Raw genomic sequence first — 16,277 nt, forward strand, 5'->3', positions numbered from 1 at the left:
AGCCGCAGCCTGACCGCTGCGGCTTTTTTTTTGGCGGGGGGGGGTTACGGCGTCAGCGTAAACCCATCGGCGTCGCGCCAGGCGGGAAAGCGCTCGCGATAAGCGGTCAGCGTCTCCAGCGACAGGGTGGCGTCGAGCCGCGCCTGGGCAAAGGGCTCGGCTTCGCTGAGGATCTCGCCCAGCGGCGAGATAATCCGGCTGTCGCCGCTGTAGTGATGCTGGTTGCCGTCGCTGCCGACGCGGTTGCAGCCCGCGACGTAGGCCTGGTTCTCAATGGCGCGCGCCAGCAGCAGCGCCTGCCAGTGCAGGGCGCGCGGTGCCGGCCAGTTCGCCACATAGAGCGCCAGGTCGTAGTCGTTGCGGTTGCGGGAGAAGACCGGGAAGCGCAGGTCGTAACAGATCTGCGGCAGAATGCGCCAGCCGCGCCAGGTCAGCACTTCGCGCGTCTCGCCCGGCAGATAGTGGTGATGCTCGTCCGCCATGCGGAACAGGTGGCGCTTGTCATACTGGTGCAGCGTGCCGTCCGGCTCCACCAGCAGAAAGCGATTCACCGCGCCTTGCGGCGTCTGAATCGCCGCGCTGCCGCCCACCAGGGCATTGCTCGCCTCGGCGTGTTTGTGCAGCCACTCCACTACCTGCGATTGCGGCAGCGAACGCTGCGCCGCCTCCATGGCGAAGCCGGTGGTGAACATCTCGGGCAGCAGAATCAGATCGCGGCCCGTCACGTCCTCAAGCACGGCGTCGAAATGGCGCAGGTTCGCTTCGCCATCCATCCAGTGCAGGGTTTCCTGCAGAACGGTGATCTTTAAATCTGACATAAGCGCTCCGCGGCGGCGTCAAGCGTCGCTTCCTGTTTGGCGAAGCAGAGGCGGATCAGCCTGTGGGGGAAGGGCCCGGCGCAGAACACCGAGAGCGGAATCGCCGCCACGCCCACCTCTCTGGTCAGCCACTGGCAGAAGCTGACGTCGTCAAGGTCGGAGATGGCGCTGTAGTCCGCCAGCAGAAAATAGGTGCCTTCACAGGGCAAGACTTTAAAACGGCTTTTCTCCAGCGCCTGCGCCAGACGGTCGCGGCGCGCGCGATAAAAGGCGGGCAGTTCCCGGTAGTGCTGCGGCTCGTGGCGCAGCATATCGGCGATCGCCAGCTGGGCGGGCGTATTAACCGCGAAAGTCAGATACTGATGCACCTTGCGGATCTCGGCGCTGATCGCGGCGGGCGCGACGCTGTAGCCCACCTTCCAGCCGGTCATATGAAAGGTCTTGCCAAACGAGGAGACGGCTACGGCGCGCTGGCGCAGCTGCGGGTGCGCCAGCACGCTGGCGTGGCCCGCCTCGTCAAAGCAGATATGCTCGTAGACTTCGTCGCTCAGCACGTAAATTTCCTGTCCGGCGATCGCCTGCCACAGCGCGTTAAAATCAGCGTTATGCCAGACGGTGGCGGAGGGATTGTGCGGCGTATTCAGGATCACCAGGCGGGTTTTGCTGGAGAGCAGGCTGGCGAAGGCTGGCCAGTCGACGCGAAAGCCCGGCGGCTGCAGCGCGATGCGTTTCAGCACGCCGCCCGACAGCTCAACGGCAGGGGCATAGCTGTCGTAGCTCGGGTCAAAGCAGATCACCTCGTCGCCCGGCCGCACCAGCGCGGTGATCGCCGCATAGAGCGCTTCGGTGGCGCCAGCGGTCACGGTGATATCACTGTTAACGTCGGGGCGATAACCATACAGCTCGGCGGTTTTTTCGGCGATCGCCTCGCGCAGCGGCAGCGCGCCGGTCATCGGCGCATACTGGTTCGCGCCCTGGCTGACGTGATGCGCCAGGCGCGCCTGCAGATAGCGCGGTCCGTCAAAATCGGGAAAGCCCTGCGAAAGGTTGATGGCGTTATGCTGCTGCGCCAGCGCGCTCATCTGGGTAAAGATGGTGGTACCGAGAGCGGGAAGTTTACTCTCCGGCGTCAGGTTGGGCTGCGTCATGGTTGATTGCCTTAAGCGCGAATGTCATTGCGGAGTAACCCTGTGTTGAAGCCACTATAAACAGGATGTTAGTATTTGGCAATCGAGACGCTTAGACGTCTAAAACCGACCTTACAGGATGCCTGAAACGCTATGTCTGCACTCTCTCCGCTCGACCAGCTGGTGGCAGCCTGCCACTGGATTGGCGCCAAAGGCTGGGCGCCCGCCACCGGCGGCAACATGTCCGTTCGCCAGGATGCCCGCTTCTGCCTGCTCAGCGAGTCGGGCAAAGATAAAGGCAGCCTGACGCAGGATGACTTTATTCAGGTGGAGATCGCCTCCAGCCGCGCGCCGTCCGGGCGCAGGCCCTCGGCGGAAACCGCCTTGCATACCCTGATCTACCGGCTCTTCCCCGAGGCGGGCGCGGTGCTGCATACCCATACGGTGAACGCAACGGTGCTGTCGCGCGTTGAGAAGGGAGATGCGCTGCGGCTGACCGGCTACGAGATGCAGAAATCGCTGGCGGGGCAGCGTAGCCACCTCGACAGCGTGGCAATCCCGCTATTTGATAACGATCAGGATATCGACGCGCTGGCGCAGCGCATTGAGGCGTATGCCCATAGCAACCCGCTGCGCTACGGCTTTCTGCTGCGCGGTCACGGCCTGACCTGCTGGGGGCAGGACGTGGGCGAGGCGCGCCGTCATCTGGAAGGTCTGGAATTTTTATTTGAATGCGAACGCCAACGTCGCCTGCTGGAGGCCCAATGATCCGCGCCATCGTTACCGATATTGAAGGCACGACCAGCGATATTCGCTTCGTGCATGACGTGCTCTTCCCCTACGCGCGTGAACATCTCGCCGCCTTTATCCGCGCGCAGCATGCGGATCCTGACGTCAGCGCAGCCCTTGAGGCGGTGCGCGCCGAGGCGGGGCAGCCGCAGGCCGATCTCGACGCCGTAACGCAGATCCTGCTGGGCTTTATGGATGAGGATCGCAAATCTACCGGACTGAAAGCGCTGCAGGGGATGATCTGGCGCGACGGCTACGTAAACGGCAGCTTTACCGGCCATCTCTATCCTGACGTTGCGCCCGCGCTGCGCGCCTGGCGAGAGCAGGGAATTCAGCTTTACGTCTATTCCTCCGGCTCGGTTGCGGCGCAAAAACTGTTATTTGGCTACAGTGATGAAGGAGATATTACCGGCCTGTTTAGCGGCTATTTCGACACGCGCGTCGGCGCCAAGCGCGAGGCCGCCTCCTACCGCAATATCGCCGAACAAACCGGCCTGCCCGCTGAGCAGCTGCTGTTCCTCTCCGACATTCGTCAGGAGCTGGATGCGGCAGCGGAAGCCGGATGGAATACCGTGCAGTTAATTCGCGGCCCCGCAGACAGCGAAAGCCGCCATCATCAGGTGAACACCTTTTCGGGAGTTGTTTTAGCATGAGCGCATTGACCATTTTTACCGATACCGAAGCCACGCTGCCGGTGTGGCACAGCACCGACGCGGAGATGATCCGCGAGCGGCTGAATGCAAAAAATGTGCGCTTTGAGCGCTGGGCGGCGGATCGCGATTTAGGTGACAATCCAGAGCCGGCCAAAGTGATCGAGGCCTATCAGCACGCCATCGATCGGCTGGTGGCGGAGAAGGGCTATCAGAGCTGGGATGTGATCAGCATGCGCGCAGACCATCCGCAAAAAGAGACGCTGCGCGAGAAGTTTCTCTCTGAACACACCCACGGCGAAGATGAGGTGCGTTTTTTTGTCGAGGGCGCGGGCCTTTTCTGCCTGCATCTCGACGGCCAGGTCTACCAGATCCTGTGTGAAAAGAACGATCTGATTTCGGTGCCGGCAGGCACGCCGCACTGGTTTGATATGGGATCCTCGCCCAACTTCACCGCCATCCGCATCTTCGATAATCAGGAGGGCTGGGTGGCGCACTTCACCGGCGACACCATCGCCGACGCCTATCCGCGCCTGCCGTAGTCACGCCAGACGGGCGCGCCAGGCGCGCCCTGTCAGGGCTGAAACGCGCCCGCCTTAACCGCCTCCGGCACGATGACGCCGGTATCCAGCACCCAGCCGCTAATCAGCGCCGCTGGGGTCACGTCGAACGCCGGGTTACAGACCGCTGCCGCTTCTGGTGCCCACCGCACGCTGCCAAAGCTGCCCGCTGCGCCGGTCACTTCGCTGGCGGCGCGCTGCTCGATAGGAATATCGCGGCCGCTGGCGCACTGGCGATCCAGCGTGGTGTGCGGCGCGGCGACATAGAACGGGATCTGATGGTAATGCGCCAGCACCGCCAGGCTGTAGGTGCCGATCTTGTTCGCCACGTCGCCGTTGGCCGCAATGCGGTCCGCGCCGACCCAGACGGCATCGACCTGGCCGCTCGCCATCAGGCTGGCCGCCATCGAGTCGGTGATCAGCTGAAAGGGGATCGCCAGCTCGCCCAGCTCCCAGGCGGTAAGGCGTCCGCCCTGCAGCAGCGGACGCGTCTCGCCCACCCAGACGTTCGCCACCTTGCCCTGCTGATGCGCGCGGGCGATAACGCCCAGCGCGGTGCCGACGCCCGCCGTCGCCAGCCCGCCGGTGTTGCAGTGCGTGAGCAGGCGACTCTCTGGCTTCACCAGCGCGCTGCCCGCCTCGGCGATGTTGTCGCACAGCTGGCGATCCTCCTCCACCAGACGCAGCGCTTCCTGACCCAGCGCGGCGGCGAAATCCGCCTGCGCCAGCGCCACCTTCATCCGATCGAGATTGTTCATCAGGTTGACCGCCGTGGGGCGCGCGGCGCGCAGCACCTCCAGCGCCTGCGCCAGCGCGTCGCGGCTGGCGCCCGCCTCGGCCAGCAGCGCCAGCAGCAGCGAGGCGGAGAGGCCGATCAGCGGCGCGCCGCGCACGCGCAGGGCGTGAATATGCCCGACCAGCTGCGCGACATCGTGCGCCGGTAGCCAGTTTTTTTGCTGCGGCAGCGCCTGCTGGTCGAGGATCCAGAGCTGACTGTCACGAACCTGTAAGCTGGTGGTGTGGAGTGTTTGCATTGTCTGTGAAATCTCTGTTGCGTTGTTGTCACGTATTGTGCCAACATGCGGAACGGATGTATAGACGTCTGAACGGCTTATTATACTGCCCCGGCGGGTTTCGTTTCAGTTTTGCATGAGAGGAAAGGCAATGTCGCAATACCGTACCTTCACCGCGGCGGACGCCGTTGAGTATGCCCGGCAGTTTGGCGGCGTGGACGATCCCGCCTCGCTGGTCGAGGCGGAAGAGATTGGCGATGGCAACCTTAACCTGGTCTTCAAAATTTTCGACCGTCAGGGCAACAGTCGGGTGATCGTAAAGCAGGCGCTGCCTTACGTGCGCTGCGTGGGTGAATCCTGGCCGCTGACGCTGGACCGCGCGCGGCTGGAGGCGCAAACCCTGATTGAACACTACAAATATTGCCCGCAGCACACCGTCAGGGTAACGCACTATGATGAGACGCTGGCGGTGATGGTGATGGAGGATCTCTCCAGCCACCGCATCTGGCGCGGCGAGCTGGTGAAGGGGGCGTTCTATCCGCAGGCGGCGGCACAGCTGGGCGAATACCTGGCGCAGACGCTGTTCCATACCTCCGATTTTGTGCTGCATCCCCATCAGAAAAAAGCGCAAGTGGCGCGCTTTATCAACCCGGAAATGTGCGAGATCACCGAAGATCTCTTCTTTAACGATCCCTATATCGATCACGAGCGCAACAGCTACCCGCAGGCGCTGGAGCCGCTGGTGGCCAGCCTGCGCGGTGACGAGACGCTGCGCATCGCCGTGGCCGGACTGAAGCACCGCTTTTTCGCCCATGCCGAAGCGCTGCTGCACGGCGATATTCACAGCGGCTCGATTTTCGTCGCCGACAACAGCCTGAAGGCGATCGATGCGGAGTTCGGCTATTTCGGCCCAATGGGCTTCGACGTCGGCACGGCGCTGGGCAATCTGCTGATCAACTACTGCGGCCTGCCGGGGCTGCTGGCCCCGCGCGAGGCGGCAGAAGGGCGCGAGCTGCGTCTCAACGACGTGCGCGAGGTGTGGAATACCTTCTCTGCGCGCTTCCTGGCGCTGGCGCAAGCGAAGACCAGCGACGTGGCGCTCGCCTCTCCAGGCTATGCGCAGGCGTTTCTGCGCAAGGTGTGGGCCGATACCATCGGCTACTGCGGCACCGAGCTGATTCGCCGCACCGTCGGCATGTCGCACGTGGCGGATATGAAGCTGATTAAGGATGAGGCAATGCGCACCGAATGCATCCGCAGCTGCATTACGCTGGGACGCACGCTGATTCTGGCGGCGGATCATATTGAGGACGCCGAGGCGCTGATCGCGCGTATTCGGCAGGCGGGGTAAGGGCAGGCCGCGTCGGTTGACTCCGCGCGAACGCGGGTAACATGGCCCGATCGCAAAGTCGCTCAAGGCATCCCTGCACGCTCGGCCCGCGACATCCTTGTCGCGGGACGCTTTGCTCTTCGGTCCATGTTACCCGCTAACGGACTTTTGTGCGCTTTGTCGAGTAACAACATCGACAGCTAAGGTTTACGCCGCCTCGCTCTCCCGCGCCGCCTTCACCGCCGGCTGTTTCACCGGAACCGCCAGCGCATCCGCGTCAAACTCATCGACGTTAATGGCGCGCAGACGGCTCGCTTCGGCGCGCGTCAGCACCTCTGCCTCGGCGGCGTTAATCCAGCCCGCTTTCAGCGCCCGCTGCGCCAGCGCATCCAGCCGGGTGAAAGAGAAGTGCTCTTTCTGCTGCTTGCACAGGCGATCGTGGATCGCTTCCGCCGCCATAACCTCCTGCAGCGCCTGCTCAAGCTGGCCTGCCGGATTATGCTCGCTCGGCGTCAGATACTGGCCGCGCCCCAGACGGGTCCGCGTGGCGGAAGGCAGCTGCAGCAGCTTCGCCAGCTTATGATCGAGGCGGTCGCTCGGCGCCGGGCAGTGCTTGCCGCCGGCGAAAATCATCATGCGCAGCGCGCCAGCCACCAGCGGGCTGGGGAAGTTGCGCAGCAGATCCTCAATCGCCTGCTCGGCCTGATGCAGCGCATCCTGCACGCCCCAGTGCAGCAGCGGCAGATCGGCCTCGTGGCGGCCCTCATCGTCATAGCGCTTCAGCGTGGCAGAGGCGAGATAGAGCTGGCTCAGCACATCACCCAGGCGCGCCGAAATCCGCTCGCGGCGCTTCAGGCTGCCGCCCAGCACCGCCATCGACACGTCCGCCAGCAGCGCCAGATTAGCGCTAAGGCGATTAAGATGCTGGTAGTAGCGGCGCGTGGCGTCGCGCGTCGGCGAGGCGCTGCCGCGTCCCGCCGTCAGGCCGAGCCACAGGCTGCGCACGGCGTTGCTGCCGACATAGCCGACGTGGCTAAACAGCGCGGCGTCAAAGGCGTTAAGATCCTGGCTGGCGGCGGCCGCCATCTCCTTCAGTACAAACGGATGGCAGCGGATAGCGCCCTGACCGAAAATAATCATGCTGCGCGTCAGAATATTGGCGCCCTCTACCGTAATGGCGATAGGCGCGCCCTGATAGGCGCGGGCAAGGAAGTTATTGTTGCCGAGCATAATGCCTTTGCCGCCCGCGATATCCATGGCGTCCATAATGGCGCGCTGGCCGCGATGGGTGCAGTGATACTTCACAATCGCCGACAGCACCGCCGGTTTTTCGCCCTGCATAATGCCGGTGGTGATCAGCGTCGCCGCGGCGTCCATCACGTAGGCGTTACCGGCAATGCGCGCCAGCGGCTCTTCGATGCCTTCCATCTTGCCGATTGAGACTTTGAACTGGCGGCGGATATGCGCATAGGCGCCGGTGGCCAGCGCCACGCTTTTCAAACTGCCGGTGGAGTTAGAGGGTAGGGTAATGCCGCGACCCACCGACAGGCACTCAACCAGCATGCGCCAGCCCTGACCGGCCATCTGCGGCCCGCCAATAATAAAATCGATCGGCACGAAAATATCTTTGCCGCGCGTCGGGCCGTTCTGAAACGGCACGTTAAGCGGGAAGTGGCGCTTGCCGATTTCCACGCCCGGCGTGCTGGTGGGGATCAGGGCGCAGGTAATGCCCAGCGACTCGGTTTCGCCCAGCAGACGATCGGGATCGGAGAGCTTAAAGGCGAGGCCCAGCACGGTGGCCACCGGCGCCAGCGTAATGTAGCGCTTATTCCAGGTGAGACGCATGCCCAGCACCTGCTTGCCCTGCCATTCACCCATGCAGACCACGCCGGTATCGGGGATCGCCCCGGCGTCGGATCCCGCTTCCGGGCTGGTCAGCGCGAAGCAGGGGATCTCGTCGCCGCGCGCCAGACGCGGCAGATAGTGATCTTTTTGCGCGTCGGTGCCGTAATGCTGCAGCAGCTCCCCTGGGCCAAGCGAGTTAGGCACGCCGACGGTAATCGCCAGAATGCCGGACACGCCCGCCAGCTTTTGCAGCACGCGCGCCTGGGCATAGGCGGAGAATTCGAGGCCGCCATACTCTTTCTTGATGATCATGGCGAAAAAACGCTGCTCTTTCAGGTAGGCCCACAGCTCCGGCGGCAGATCCGCCATCTCATGGGTGATGGCGAAATCGTTCGCCATGCGGCACGCCTCCTCCACCGGGCCGTCGAGAAAGGCCTGTTCGGCGGGCGTCAGGCGTGGCTGCGGATAGTTATGCAGCTTCTGCCAGTCAGGCTTGCCCTGAAACAGGTCGCCTTCCCACCAGGTGGTGCCGGCGTCGATCGCCTCTTTTTCCGTGCGCGACATCGGCGGCATCACCTTCTGGAAGCGCTGCAGCATCGGTTTCGAAAAGAGCGAGCGGCGCAGGGAAGGGAGGTTAAACGGCAGCAGAAGGATCGCCAGCGGCAGCAGCAGCCAGGGCGTCCAGATATGCGCCGCGGACCAGGCGGCGGTCCACAACAGTAAAATTGCGCTGCTCGCCGCCAGAGAGACGCGGTGATAAAAGAGGGCGCTGATTAATACCAGCGTCGCGAGGATCGACACAACCATCATAATCACGGCTCCGTAAGTAGTAAGAGGTCTGACCTGTTCTCTGTAGAGGTGTATGACACTGGCGGTTAATTAGCAATTTGTTTACATCGCAATTACAACCTTACTCACAAAATCGTTAAATCCGCTGCGCTGGCGGCGCAGGCTTTCGCGCGGCGCGCGCTTTGCGCCAACCCGCCATTCCGTTAAACTTGCAAAGTCACTCTTTTACTAACAAGGACATCCCTATGTACCAGGACATCATTCGCTCCGAGCTGAATGAAGCAGCGGATACGCTTAATAACTTTCTTAGCGACGAGGCGAATATTCACGCCATCCAGCGCGCCGCGGTGCTGCTGGCCGACAGTTTTAAAGCGGGCGGAAAAGTGCTCTCCTGCGGCAACGGCGGCTCGCACTGCGACGCCATGCACTTCGCTGAGGAACTGACCGGCCGCTATCGCGAAAACCGTCCGGGCTACCCGGCGATCGCCATCTCTGACGTCAGCCACCTCTCCTGCGTCAGCAACGATTTCGGCTACGATTACGTTTTCTCACGCTATATCGAAGCGGTAGGGCGTCCGGGCGATGTGCTGCTGGGGCTGTCGACCTCCGGCAACTCCGCCAATATCATCAAGGCGATCGAGGCGGCGCGGGCGCAGGGCATGAAGGTGATCGCCCTGACCGGCAAAGATGGCGGCAAGATGGCCGGTTCGGCGGATATCGAAATTCGCGTGCCGCACTTCGGCTACGCCGACCGCATTCAGGAGATCCATATCAAAGTTATCCATATCCTGATGCTGCTGATCGAAAAAGAGATGGTGAAGTAAGGGTTCAGCCGCCATCTTGCTGGCTGGCGGCTTTTCTGACTAAGGCGGTAGCTATGTGCGAATTGCTCGGGATGAGCGCCAACGTTCCAACCGATATCTGTTTCAGTTTTACTGGCCTGGTGCAGCGCGGCGGCGGAACCGGGCCGCATAAAGATGGCTGGGGCATTACCTTTTATGAAGATCGGGGCTGCCGCACCTTTAAAGATCCGCTGCCGAGCTATAACTCACCTGTGGCGCGGCTGGTGCAGGAGTATCCGATTAAGTCCCATTCGGTGGTGGCGCATATCCGCCAGGCGAATCGCGGGCCGGTCTCGCTGGAGAATACCCATCCTTTCACCCGCGAACTCTGGGGACGCAACTGGACCTATGCCCACAACGGTCAGCTAAAGGGCTATCGCCAGCTGGAAACCGGCCATTTTCGCCCGGTCGGCGAAACCGACAGCGAGAAGGCGTTCTGCTGGATCCTGCACAACCTGGCGACGCGCTATCCGCGCACGCCTGCCAACTGGCCGGCGGTATTTCGCTATGTGGCGCAACTGGCGGGTGAACTGCGGCAGAAAGGGGTGTTCAATATGCTGCTGTCGGACGGGCGCTATCTGATGGCGTTCTGCTCGACTAATCTCTACTGGATCACGCGCCGCGCGCCCTTTGGCAAAGCGCAGCTGCTCGATCAGGATGTGGAGATCGATTTCCAGCAGCACACCACCGCCAACGACGTGGTGACGGTGATTGCGACGCAGCCGCTGACGACCAATGAAACCTGGCAGCGGATCGTGCCAGGCGAGTGGGCGTTATTCTGCCTTGGAGAGCGCCAGGAATGATTTAGAGGCGGCTTCGGGATTGACGATCGCCGGGCTGCCGCTGTTCATCACGTAGCTGCCGCTGGCAACGTTGACCGTTGGCGGCTGATGGTATTTCGCAAACCAGGCATAGCCCGGCTGCAGCTCGCGCCAGAAGCTGGCGTAGGTGGAGTAGCGATGGCGCTGCATATTGGCGTCGGTCATGCGGAACGGGAAGATGCTGATATTCACCTCTGACTGGCCGTTACGCAGCGCTGCGTTCACGTAGGTGAAGATCTCATCCATGTAGGCGTCGGTCATGGCGTAGCAGCCAATCGACTTGCAGTCGCCGTGGATCATCAGGTAGTTGCCGGTGTAGGCGTGTTCGCGATCGTACTGGTTAGGAAAACCGACGTTGATGGCGCGATAGAAACGGCTGTCCGGCTTGAGCTGATTGAGCCTGACGCTGTAAAAACCTTCCGGACTTTTGAAATCCCCTTCGCGGCGCTTCGGGCCGAGGCCGCCGGAAAAGTTACAGATGCGGTAGGTATCAAGCAGGCGGAATTCGTTGCCGATTTTGCCGTAAAGCTCCAGGGTGCGCTCTTCCTTGAAAATCTGAATATAGACCGGCGTGCCGAGTAGCTGTTTCTTTAATTCTTTACTCACCGGCGTCGACATCTGCTGCGTCGGCTCGGGAGTCATTGCCATGCTGAGGGCTGGCATCAAAATCATCGCAAACAGAAGTGCGATTTTGCCCATGCTGTGTATACCTTGAGTGAAGAGAACGATGACGCGAGAGGCGTCTGGGACTTGCATTATCGGAAAACTCCGCTACCGCAGCGCAACATTAGCATTGTCTGTTTTTTTATCAAGACGCCGCCCGGTAAATTCGCGTATTCCTCAAAATATGACGGCCAGAAATTTGTAAACTTTAGTGGCGAAGAGGGGTAAATCCGCTTTTCAGAGCCGCCTGACGCGGCGGACTGGCGGCGGCGCTTTTGCATCTGTACATCTATACAGTATCATAAGGCGTGACGAAAAGCGGATGGCGGGCAAGCGTGAAAATCATACATGTCGATATGGACTGCTTCTATGCAGCGGTGGAGATGCGTGACAACCCGGCGCTGCGCGATATCCCTATCGCTATCGGCGGCAGCCGTGAACGGCGCGGCGTGATCAGCACCGCCAACTACCCGGCGCGCAAATTTGGCGTACGCAGCGCGATGCCCACCGCCATGGCGCTAAAGCTCTGCCCGCATCTGAAGCTGTTGCCGGGACGTTTTGACGCCTACAAAGAGGCGTCGCAGCAGATCCGCGAGATTTTCCTGCGCTATACCCCCTTAATCGAACCCTTATCGCTGGACGAAGCCTATCTGGACGTCACCGACAGCCCGCACTGCCACGGCTCCGCCACGCTGATCGCCCGCGAGATCCGCGCCACCATTCAGCGCGAGACGGGGCTGACCGCCTCGGCCGGCATCGCGCCGATTAAGTTTCTCGCCAAGATCGCCTCCGATCTCAATAAGCCTGACGGGCAGTACGTTATTACGCCGCAGGAGATGCCCGACTTTCTGCTGTCGCTGCCGCTGGCGAAGATCCCGGGCGTCGGCAAGGTGGCAACGAAAAAGCTTGAGGAGATGGGGCTGCATACCTGCGCCGACGTGCAGAAAGCCGACGTGGCGCAGCTGCTTAAGCGCTTCGGCAAGTTTGGCCGCGTGCTCTGGGAGCGCAGCCACGGCATCGACGAGCGCGGCGTGGTGGTGGAGCGCGAGCGCAAATCCGTCGGCGTCGAGCGCACGCTGGCGGAGGATATTCACAGCTGGGACGCCTGCCTGGAAATTATCGATTTTCTCTACGCGGAGCTGGAGCGCCGCCTGACGCAGGTGCGGCCCGACAGGCAGATCGCGCGGCAGGGGGTGAAGCTGAAGTTCAACGATTTTCAGCTGACGACGCAGGAGCATATCTGGCCGGAGCTGAACAAAGAGGATTTGATCGCGGTGGCGCGCAAAACCTGGGATGAGCGCCGCGCCGGACGCGGCGTGCGGCTGGTCGGGCTGCACGTAACGCTGCTCGATCCGCAGCTTGAGCGGCAGCTGCTGCTGGGGCTGTAGTCAGACAGGGAAAAACCAGTACGCACCTCATCCCTGAGGTGCGCCCGTATCGGGCCAACGCACGGCGTTTTTGTCCCTGGCGCGGGACGCTTTGCTCTGCGGGCAAGGCTATCCGTTTGCTAAGCCATTGTGCCTTCTGCGCATCTTAAGGTGCCGGATAGGTGTAGCGGCGGTGAATCGCCTCAATCCCTTCCAGAACCTCCGCGTCCAGCGTCAGGTTGAAGCTGTCGATATTGGTCTTCAGCTGCTCCATCGTGGTGGCGCCCAGCAGGGTGCTGGCGACGAACGGCTGCTGACGCACATAGGCCAGCGCCATCTGCGACGGATCCAGGCGATGCTTCTGCGCCAGCGCCACATATTCAGCAATCGCCAGCTGCGACTGCTCGCCGCTGTAGCGCGTAAAGCGGCTGAACAGCGTATTGCGCGCCCCGGCCGGTTTCGCGCCGTTCAGATATTTGCCGCTCAGGGTGCCGAAAGCGAGGCTGGAGTAAGCCAGCAGCTCAACGCCTTCATGCTGGCTGATTTCCGCCAGGCCCACCTCAAAACTGCGGTTCAGCAGGCTATAGGGATTCTGAATGGTCACGATGCGCGGCAGCTCGTGCTTCTCCGCCAGCTGCAGATAGCGCATCACGCCCCAGGCCGTTTCGTTCGACACGCCGATATAGCGAATTTTACCGGCGCGCACCTGCTCGGCCAGCGCTTCCAGCGTCTCCAGCAGCGTAACGGGAATGGTGTTCTCGCTGTACTGATAGCCCAGCTTGCCAAAGTAATTGGTCTGGCGCTGCGGCCAATGCAGCTGGTAAAGGTCGAGGTAGTCGGTGTTGAGGCGCTTCAGGCTGGCGTCCAGCGCGTCGCGGATATTCTTGCGATCCAGCGCCTGATTCGGGCGAATCGACGCGTCCGCGCCGCGCGACGGGCCCGCCACTTTGCTGGCGAGGATCACCTTGTCACGGCTGCCGCGCTTCTTCAGCCAGCTGCCGATGTACTGTTCGGTCAACCCCTGGGTTTCCGGGCGCGGCGGCACCGGATACATTTCAGCGGTATCGATAAAATTAATGCCGCTGGCGATGGCGAAATCGAGCTGCTCGTGGGCGTCGGCTTCGCTATTCTGTTCACCAAAGGTCATGGTTCCCAACCCCAACTGACTCACTTCCAGCGTGCTATGGGGGATACGGTGATAGTGCATAGCCGTCTTCCTTATTTTTATGGAATGTAATGGTGTGTCCTGTGGGACTATAGCGCGTGAATCAGCGGGGAAGGAAGTGGGGAAAATCGGGGAAATCACCTGTCCGGACAAATTGCGGGACAGGTGAGCTGAAATGGCACTTAACGCTCAATAATGGTCGACACTTCGTCGCCATTGATCTGCACTTCATGGCCGGACTGATCGGTATATTTCACCAGACCGGTCTCTTTATCGATGGTCGGCTTGCCTTCCGTCATAATCATCTGGCCATTTTTTGTTGCCATTACATAATCTGAACTGCATCCGCTCAGTGTAACGGCGGCAAACATCAACACTGCTACGCCCGCCAACTCTTTCATCACGCTTATTCCTCTCACTCCCGTCAGCCAGTGGGCCGCGTCGCCTCGTCAGAGGCCAGCGGCATTAACTGCAAAAAGTGTAGTAATAAATCGTTTTGGCGCTTTGCGTTATCGCATGAATCTGAAAATAAAAGGGCGGCCCGTAGCCGCCCTTGACATTTTACGTCGCGCTTTTCTTAGTGCGCATCAGGTTCAGGCACTCAACGGCCATGGAGAAGAACATGGCGAAATAAATGTAACCTTTTGGTACATGAACCGCGAAACTCTCCAGAATCAGGGTAAAACCCACCAGAATTAAAAAGGAGAGGGCGAGCATTTTGATCGACGGATGGCGATCGACAAACTCGCCGATGGCGCGCGCGGCAAACATCATCATCAGCACGGCGATCACCACGGCCGCCATCATAATAAAGAGATGATCGGAAAGGCCAACGGCGGTAATCACCGAATCCAGGCTGAAGATAATATCCAGCAGCATGATCTGCACGATAGCGCCCAGGAAGGAGTGCACATTGGTTTTATGCTCCTCTTCGCCGCCTTCGATGGTTTCATGGATCTCCATACTCGACTTCCACAGCAGAAACAGACCGCCGCCGAGCAGGATCAGATCGCGCCAGGAGAAGGCGTGATCGAACAGGGTAAACAGCGGATGGGTCAGCCGCGCGACCCAGGCGATAGAGGCCAGCAGGGCGAGACGCATCAGCATCGCGCCCATCAGGCCGAGACGACGCGCGCTGGCCTGCTGATGCTTAGGCAGTTTCGCCACCACCAGAGAGAGGAAAATAATATTATCAATGCCAAGAACCACTTCGAGGATGGTCAGCGTGCCCAGCGCCAGCCAGGCGTTGGGATCGGTTATCCACTCAAACATGCGCACACTCAATCTTAAACGAAAATTAAACGGCGATTATACGCATCCGCATCAATGAACTTACAGTAAAAAATGACGCGCCAGCAGCGGGGCGGTGAAGCTCTTTTTCAGGTAGAAACCGCGCGGCAGCGTCATAATCGGCTCGCCGTGTTCGCCGATGCCCTCGGTCAGCGCCCGGCTGTTGGCGGCTTTCGGCCGGATCTGCAGCCAGGCACCGTGGCGCGCGGTGATGCGTTCGACCTGGCCCAGCACGATCATATCCATCAGCTCCTCCCAGTCGTGGCGCAGCATGCGATCCTCCTCTTCGTTCGGACTCCACAGCAGCGGCGCGCCGACGCGGCGCTGTGCGAGCGGGATCGCGCGATCGCCCTCCACCGGGATCCAGAGCACGCGCGCCAGCTTGTGGCGCACATGGCTCGTCTCCCAGGTTACGCCGCTGTTTCCGGTGAGCGGCGCCACGCAGACAAAGGTGGTTTCCAGCGGTTTGCCCTGGGCGTCAATGGGGATGGTTTTGAGTTCAATACCGAGATGGGCGAAATCCTGCTCCGCCTTGCTGCCTGCGCTGGCGCCCAGATAGCGCTCCAGCAGCATGCCGACCCAGCCTTTATCGCGTTTCAGATCGGCCGGCATCGGCAAGGCGGCCTGCGCGGCCAAGGCTGCCAGCGTCTGGCCCGCCAGCGCATGGGCGCGAGCCAGGAGAACAGATTCATTTTCGGGCGGATCATGGAGCTGGAACATAGCGAATACTCAACTGGTCAAAAAATAGACAATTTTTTTCCCGGCAACTTTTCCCACAGCGGCGTCAGGATAAAGAGCGTTGATAATAGCATGATTCGCCGCGCTTTTTTAATTGCCCCCGGTGCTGACTTTCCATTACGGCACAAGGTTATCCCGGACTGAGGGCATTAATGAACAGGATCTTCGCCTGAGTTATCCACAGATCGGTGGGATAACCCCACCTCATCCCCATTACTGGTTCCATTTACAGCCTTGACTTCGGCGGAAAAGCCGCTTTTTTATCCGCTGATGAGCAAGTTTACTGCATTGTCTGTGGATAAAAACGGCGTCGCTTGATCTTTAACCAGCTAAAACGCTTTCGCGTCGTCCACCGCAAAATCAGCTATTTTAATTCTGAATAAGAGTGATTTAAGTGCATGTTTTAAATGGTTAAAAACAGGTTGTTCATTTGTGGGGTGGTTCAGGGCCATAAAAGTTTATTCAGCTAA

The 16,277-nt window shown here is 60.6% G+C and carries 16 protein-coding genes; 7 read left to right on the forward strand and 9 right to left on the reverse strand.

Annotated elements, in window-relative coordinates; genetic code table 11:
• Window positions 1-44: 44 nt before the first annotated feature.
• Together MHZ97_RS15055 and MHZ97_RS15060 are read right to left on the reverse strand one after the other, a co-directional pair.
• The gene (locus MHZ97_RS15055) at window positions 45-818 is read right to left on the reverse strand and encodes an amidohydrolase (protein WP_239314849.1); all 774 of its coding nucleotides are present in this window, start codon (window positions 816-818) and stop codon (window positions 45-47) included.
• Window positions 806-1,966: a pyridoxal phosphate-dependent aminotransferase gene (locus MHZ97_RS15060; RefSeq protein WP_103795237.1), complete on the reverse strand. Its 1,161-nt coding sequence runs from the start codon at window positions 1,964-1,966 to the stop codon at window positions 806-808. The genes MHZ97_RS15055 and MHZ97_RS15060 overlap by 13 nt, the downstream gene beginning before the upstream one ends.
• A 132-nt stretch (window positions 1,967-2,098) precedes the next feature.
• Here MHZ97_RS15060 and MHZ97_RS15065 point away from each other — a divergent pair, with 132 nt between their 5' ends.
• The 3 genes from MHZ97_RS15065 to MHZ97_RS15075 are packed head-to-tail and all read left to right on the forward strand — an operon-like array spanning window position 2,099 to window position 3,926.
• The gene (locus tag MHZ97_RS15065; RefSeq protein ID WP_103795236.1) at window positions 2,099-2,713 is read left to right on the forward strand and encodes a methylthioribulose 1-phosphate dehydratase; all 615 of its coding nucleotides are present in this window, start codon (window positions 2,099-2,101) and stop codon (window positions 2,711-2,713) included.
• Window positions 2,710-3,387: an acireductone synthase gene (mtnC, locus tag MHZ97_RS15070; RefSeq protein ID WP_239314850.1), complete on the forward strand. Its 678-nt coding sequence runs from the start codon at window positions 2,710-2,712 to the stop codon at window positions 3,385-3,387. Before MHZ97_RS15065 ends, mtnC begins: the two co-directional genes overlap by 4 nt.
• Complete coding sequence (locus tag MHZ97_RS15075; protein WP_239314851.1) at window positions 3,384-3,926, forward strand: acireductone dioxygenase; 543 nt, start codon at window positions 3,384-3,386, stop codon at window positions 3,924-3,926. Before mtnC ends, MHZ97_RS15075 begins: the two co-directional genes overlap by 4 nt.
• Before the next feature lie 32 nt (window positions 3,927-3,958).
• On the opposite strand, the gene mtnA is transcribed toward MHZ97_RS15075, so the two are convergent.
• Window positions 3,959-4,978: an S-methyl-5-thioribose-1-phosphate isomerase gene (gene mtnA / locus MHZ97_RS15080; RefSeq protein ID WP_239314852.1), complete on the reverse strand. Its 1,020-nt coding sequence runs from the start codon at window positions 4,976-4,978 to the stop codon at window positions 3,959-3,961.
• A gap of 130 nt (window positions 4,979-5,108) precedes the next feature.
• Between mtnA and mtnK the strand changes: the two genes are divergently transcribed.
• Window positions 5,109-6,308, forward strand: a complete 1,200-nt coding sequence (gene mtnK / locus MHZ97_RS15085) for an S-methyl-5-thioribose kinase (RefSeq protein WP_103795232.1) — start codon at window positions 5,109-5,111, stop codon at window positions 6,306-6,308.
• A gap of 186 nt (window positions 6,309-6,494) precedes the next feature.
• Here the strand turns inward: mtnK and fadE are convergent, their stop codons facing one another.
• A complete protein-coding gene (fadE, locus tag MHZ97_RS15090) occupies window positions 6,495-8,942 on the reverse strand; it encodes an acyl-CoA dehydrogenase FadE (RefSeq protein ID WP_103795231.1) in 2,448 nt (815 codons plus the stop codon).
• Between the two features lie 224 nt (window positions 8,943-9,166).
• Here fadE and lpcA point away from each other — a divergent pair, with 224 nt between their 5' ends.
• Together lpcA and MHZ97_RS15100 are read left to right on the forward strand one after the other, a co-directional pair.
• Complete coding sequence (lpcA, locus tag MHZ97_RS15095; protein WP_081141209.1) at window positions 9,167-9,745, forward strand: D-sedoheptulose 7-phosphate isomerase; 579 nt, start codon at window positions 9,167-9,169, stop codon at window positions 9,743-9,745.
• 53 nt (window positions 9,746-9,798) lie between these two features.
• Window positions 9,799-10,566: a class II glutamine amidotransferase gene (locus MHZ97_RS15100; protein WP_239314853.1), complete on the forward strand. Its 768-nt coding sequence runs from the start codon at window positions 9,799-9,801 to the stop codon at window positions 10,564-10,566.
• On the opposite strand, the gene dpaA is transcribed toward MHZ97_RS15100, so the two are convergent.
• Window positions 10,537-11,283 carry a peptidoglycan meso-diaminopimelic acid protein amidase gene (gene dpaA, locus MHZ97_RS15105; RefSeq protein WP_103795229.1) on the reverse strand — a complete coding sequence of 249 codons (747 nt, stop codon included), beginning with the start codon at window positions 11,281-11,283 and terminating at the stop codon, window positions 10,537-10,539. The genes MHZ97_RS15100 and dpaA overlap by 30 nt on opposite strands.
• Before the next feature lie 299 nt (window positions 11,284-11,582).
• Between dpaA and dinB the strand changes: the two genes are divergently transcribed.
• Window positions 11,583-12,635: a DNA polymerase IV gene (gene dinB / locus MHZ97_RS15110; protein WP_224481543.1), complete on the forward strand. Its 1,053-nt coding sequence runs from the start codon at window positions 11,583-11,585 to the stop codon at window positions 12,633-12,635.
• 145 nt (window positions 12,636-12,780) lie between these two features.
• On the opposite strand, the gene MHZ97_RS15115 is transcribed toward dinB, so the two are convergent.
• From MHZ97_RS15115 to mutH, 4 genes are all read right to left on the reverse strand, one after another.
• Window positions 12,781-13,821, reverse strand: a complete 1,041-nt coding sequence (locus MHZ97_RS15115) for an NADP(H)-dependent aldo-keto reductase (protein WP_103795227.1) — start codon at window positions 13,819-13,821, stop codon at window positions 12,781-12,783.
• A gap of 140 nt (window positions 13,822-13,961) precedes the next feature.
• Window positions 13,962-14,180 (reverse strand): YgdI/YgdR family lipoprotein, encoded by a 219-nt coding sequence (locus MHZ97_RS15120; RefSeq protein ID WP_103795226.1) that lies wholly within the window; start codon window positions 14,178-14,180, stop codon window positions 13,962-13,964.
• Window positions 14,181-14,340: 160 nt separating this feature from the next.
• A complete protein-coding gene (locus MHZ97_RS15125; protein ID WP_103795225.1) occupies window positions 14,341-15,051 on the reverse strand; it encodes a TerC family protein in 711 nt (236 codons plus the stop codon).
• 60 nt (window positions 15,052-15,111) lie between these two features.
• The gene (mutH, locus tag MHZ97_RS15130; RefSeq protein ID WP_239314854.1) at window positions 15,112-15,789 is read right to left on the reverse strand and encodes a DNA mismatch repair endonuclease MutH; all 678 of its coding nucleotides are present in this window, start codon (window positions 15,787-15,789) and stop codon (window positions 15,112-15,114) included.
• Window positions 15,790-16,277: the final 488 nt, after the last annotated feature.

The organism is Pantoea sp. ACRSC (genome assembly GCF_022346785.1).
Classification (GTDB): Bacteria; Pseudomonadota; Gammaproteobacteria; order Enterobacterales; family Enterobacteriaceae; genus Pantoea; species Pantoea alvi.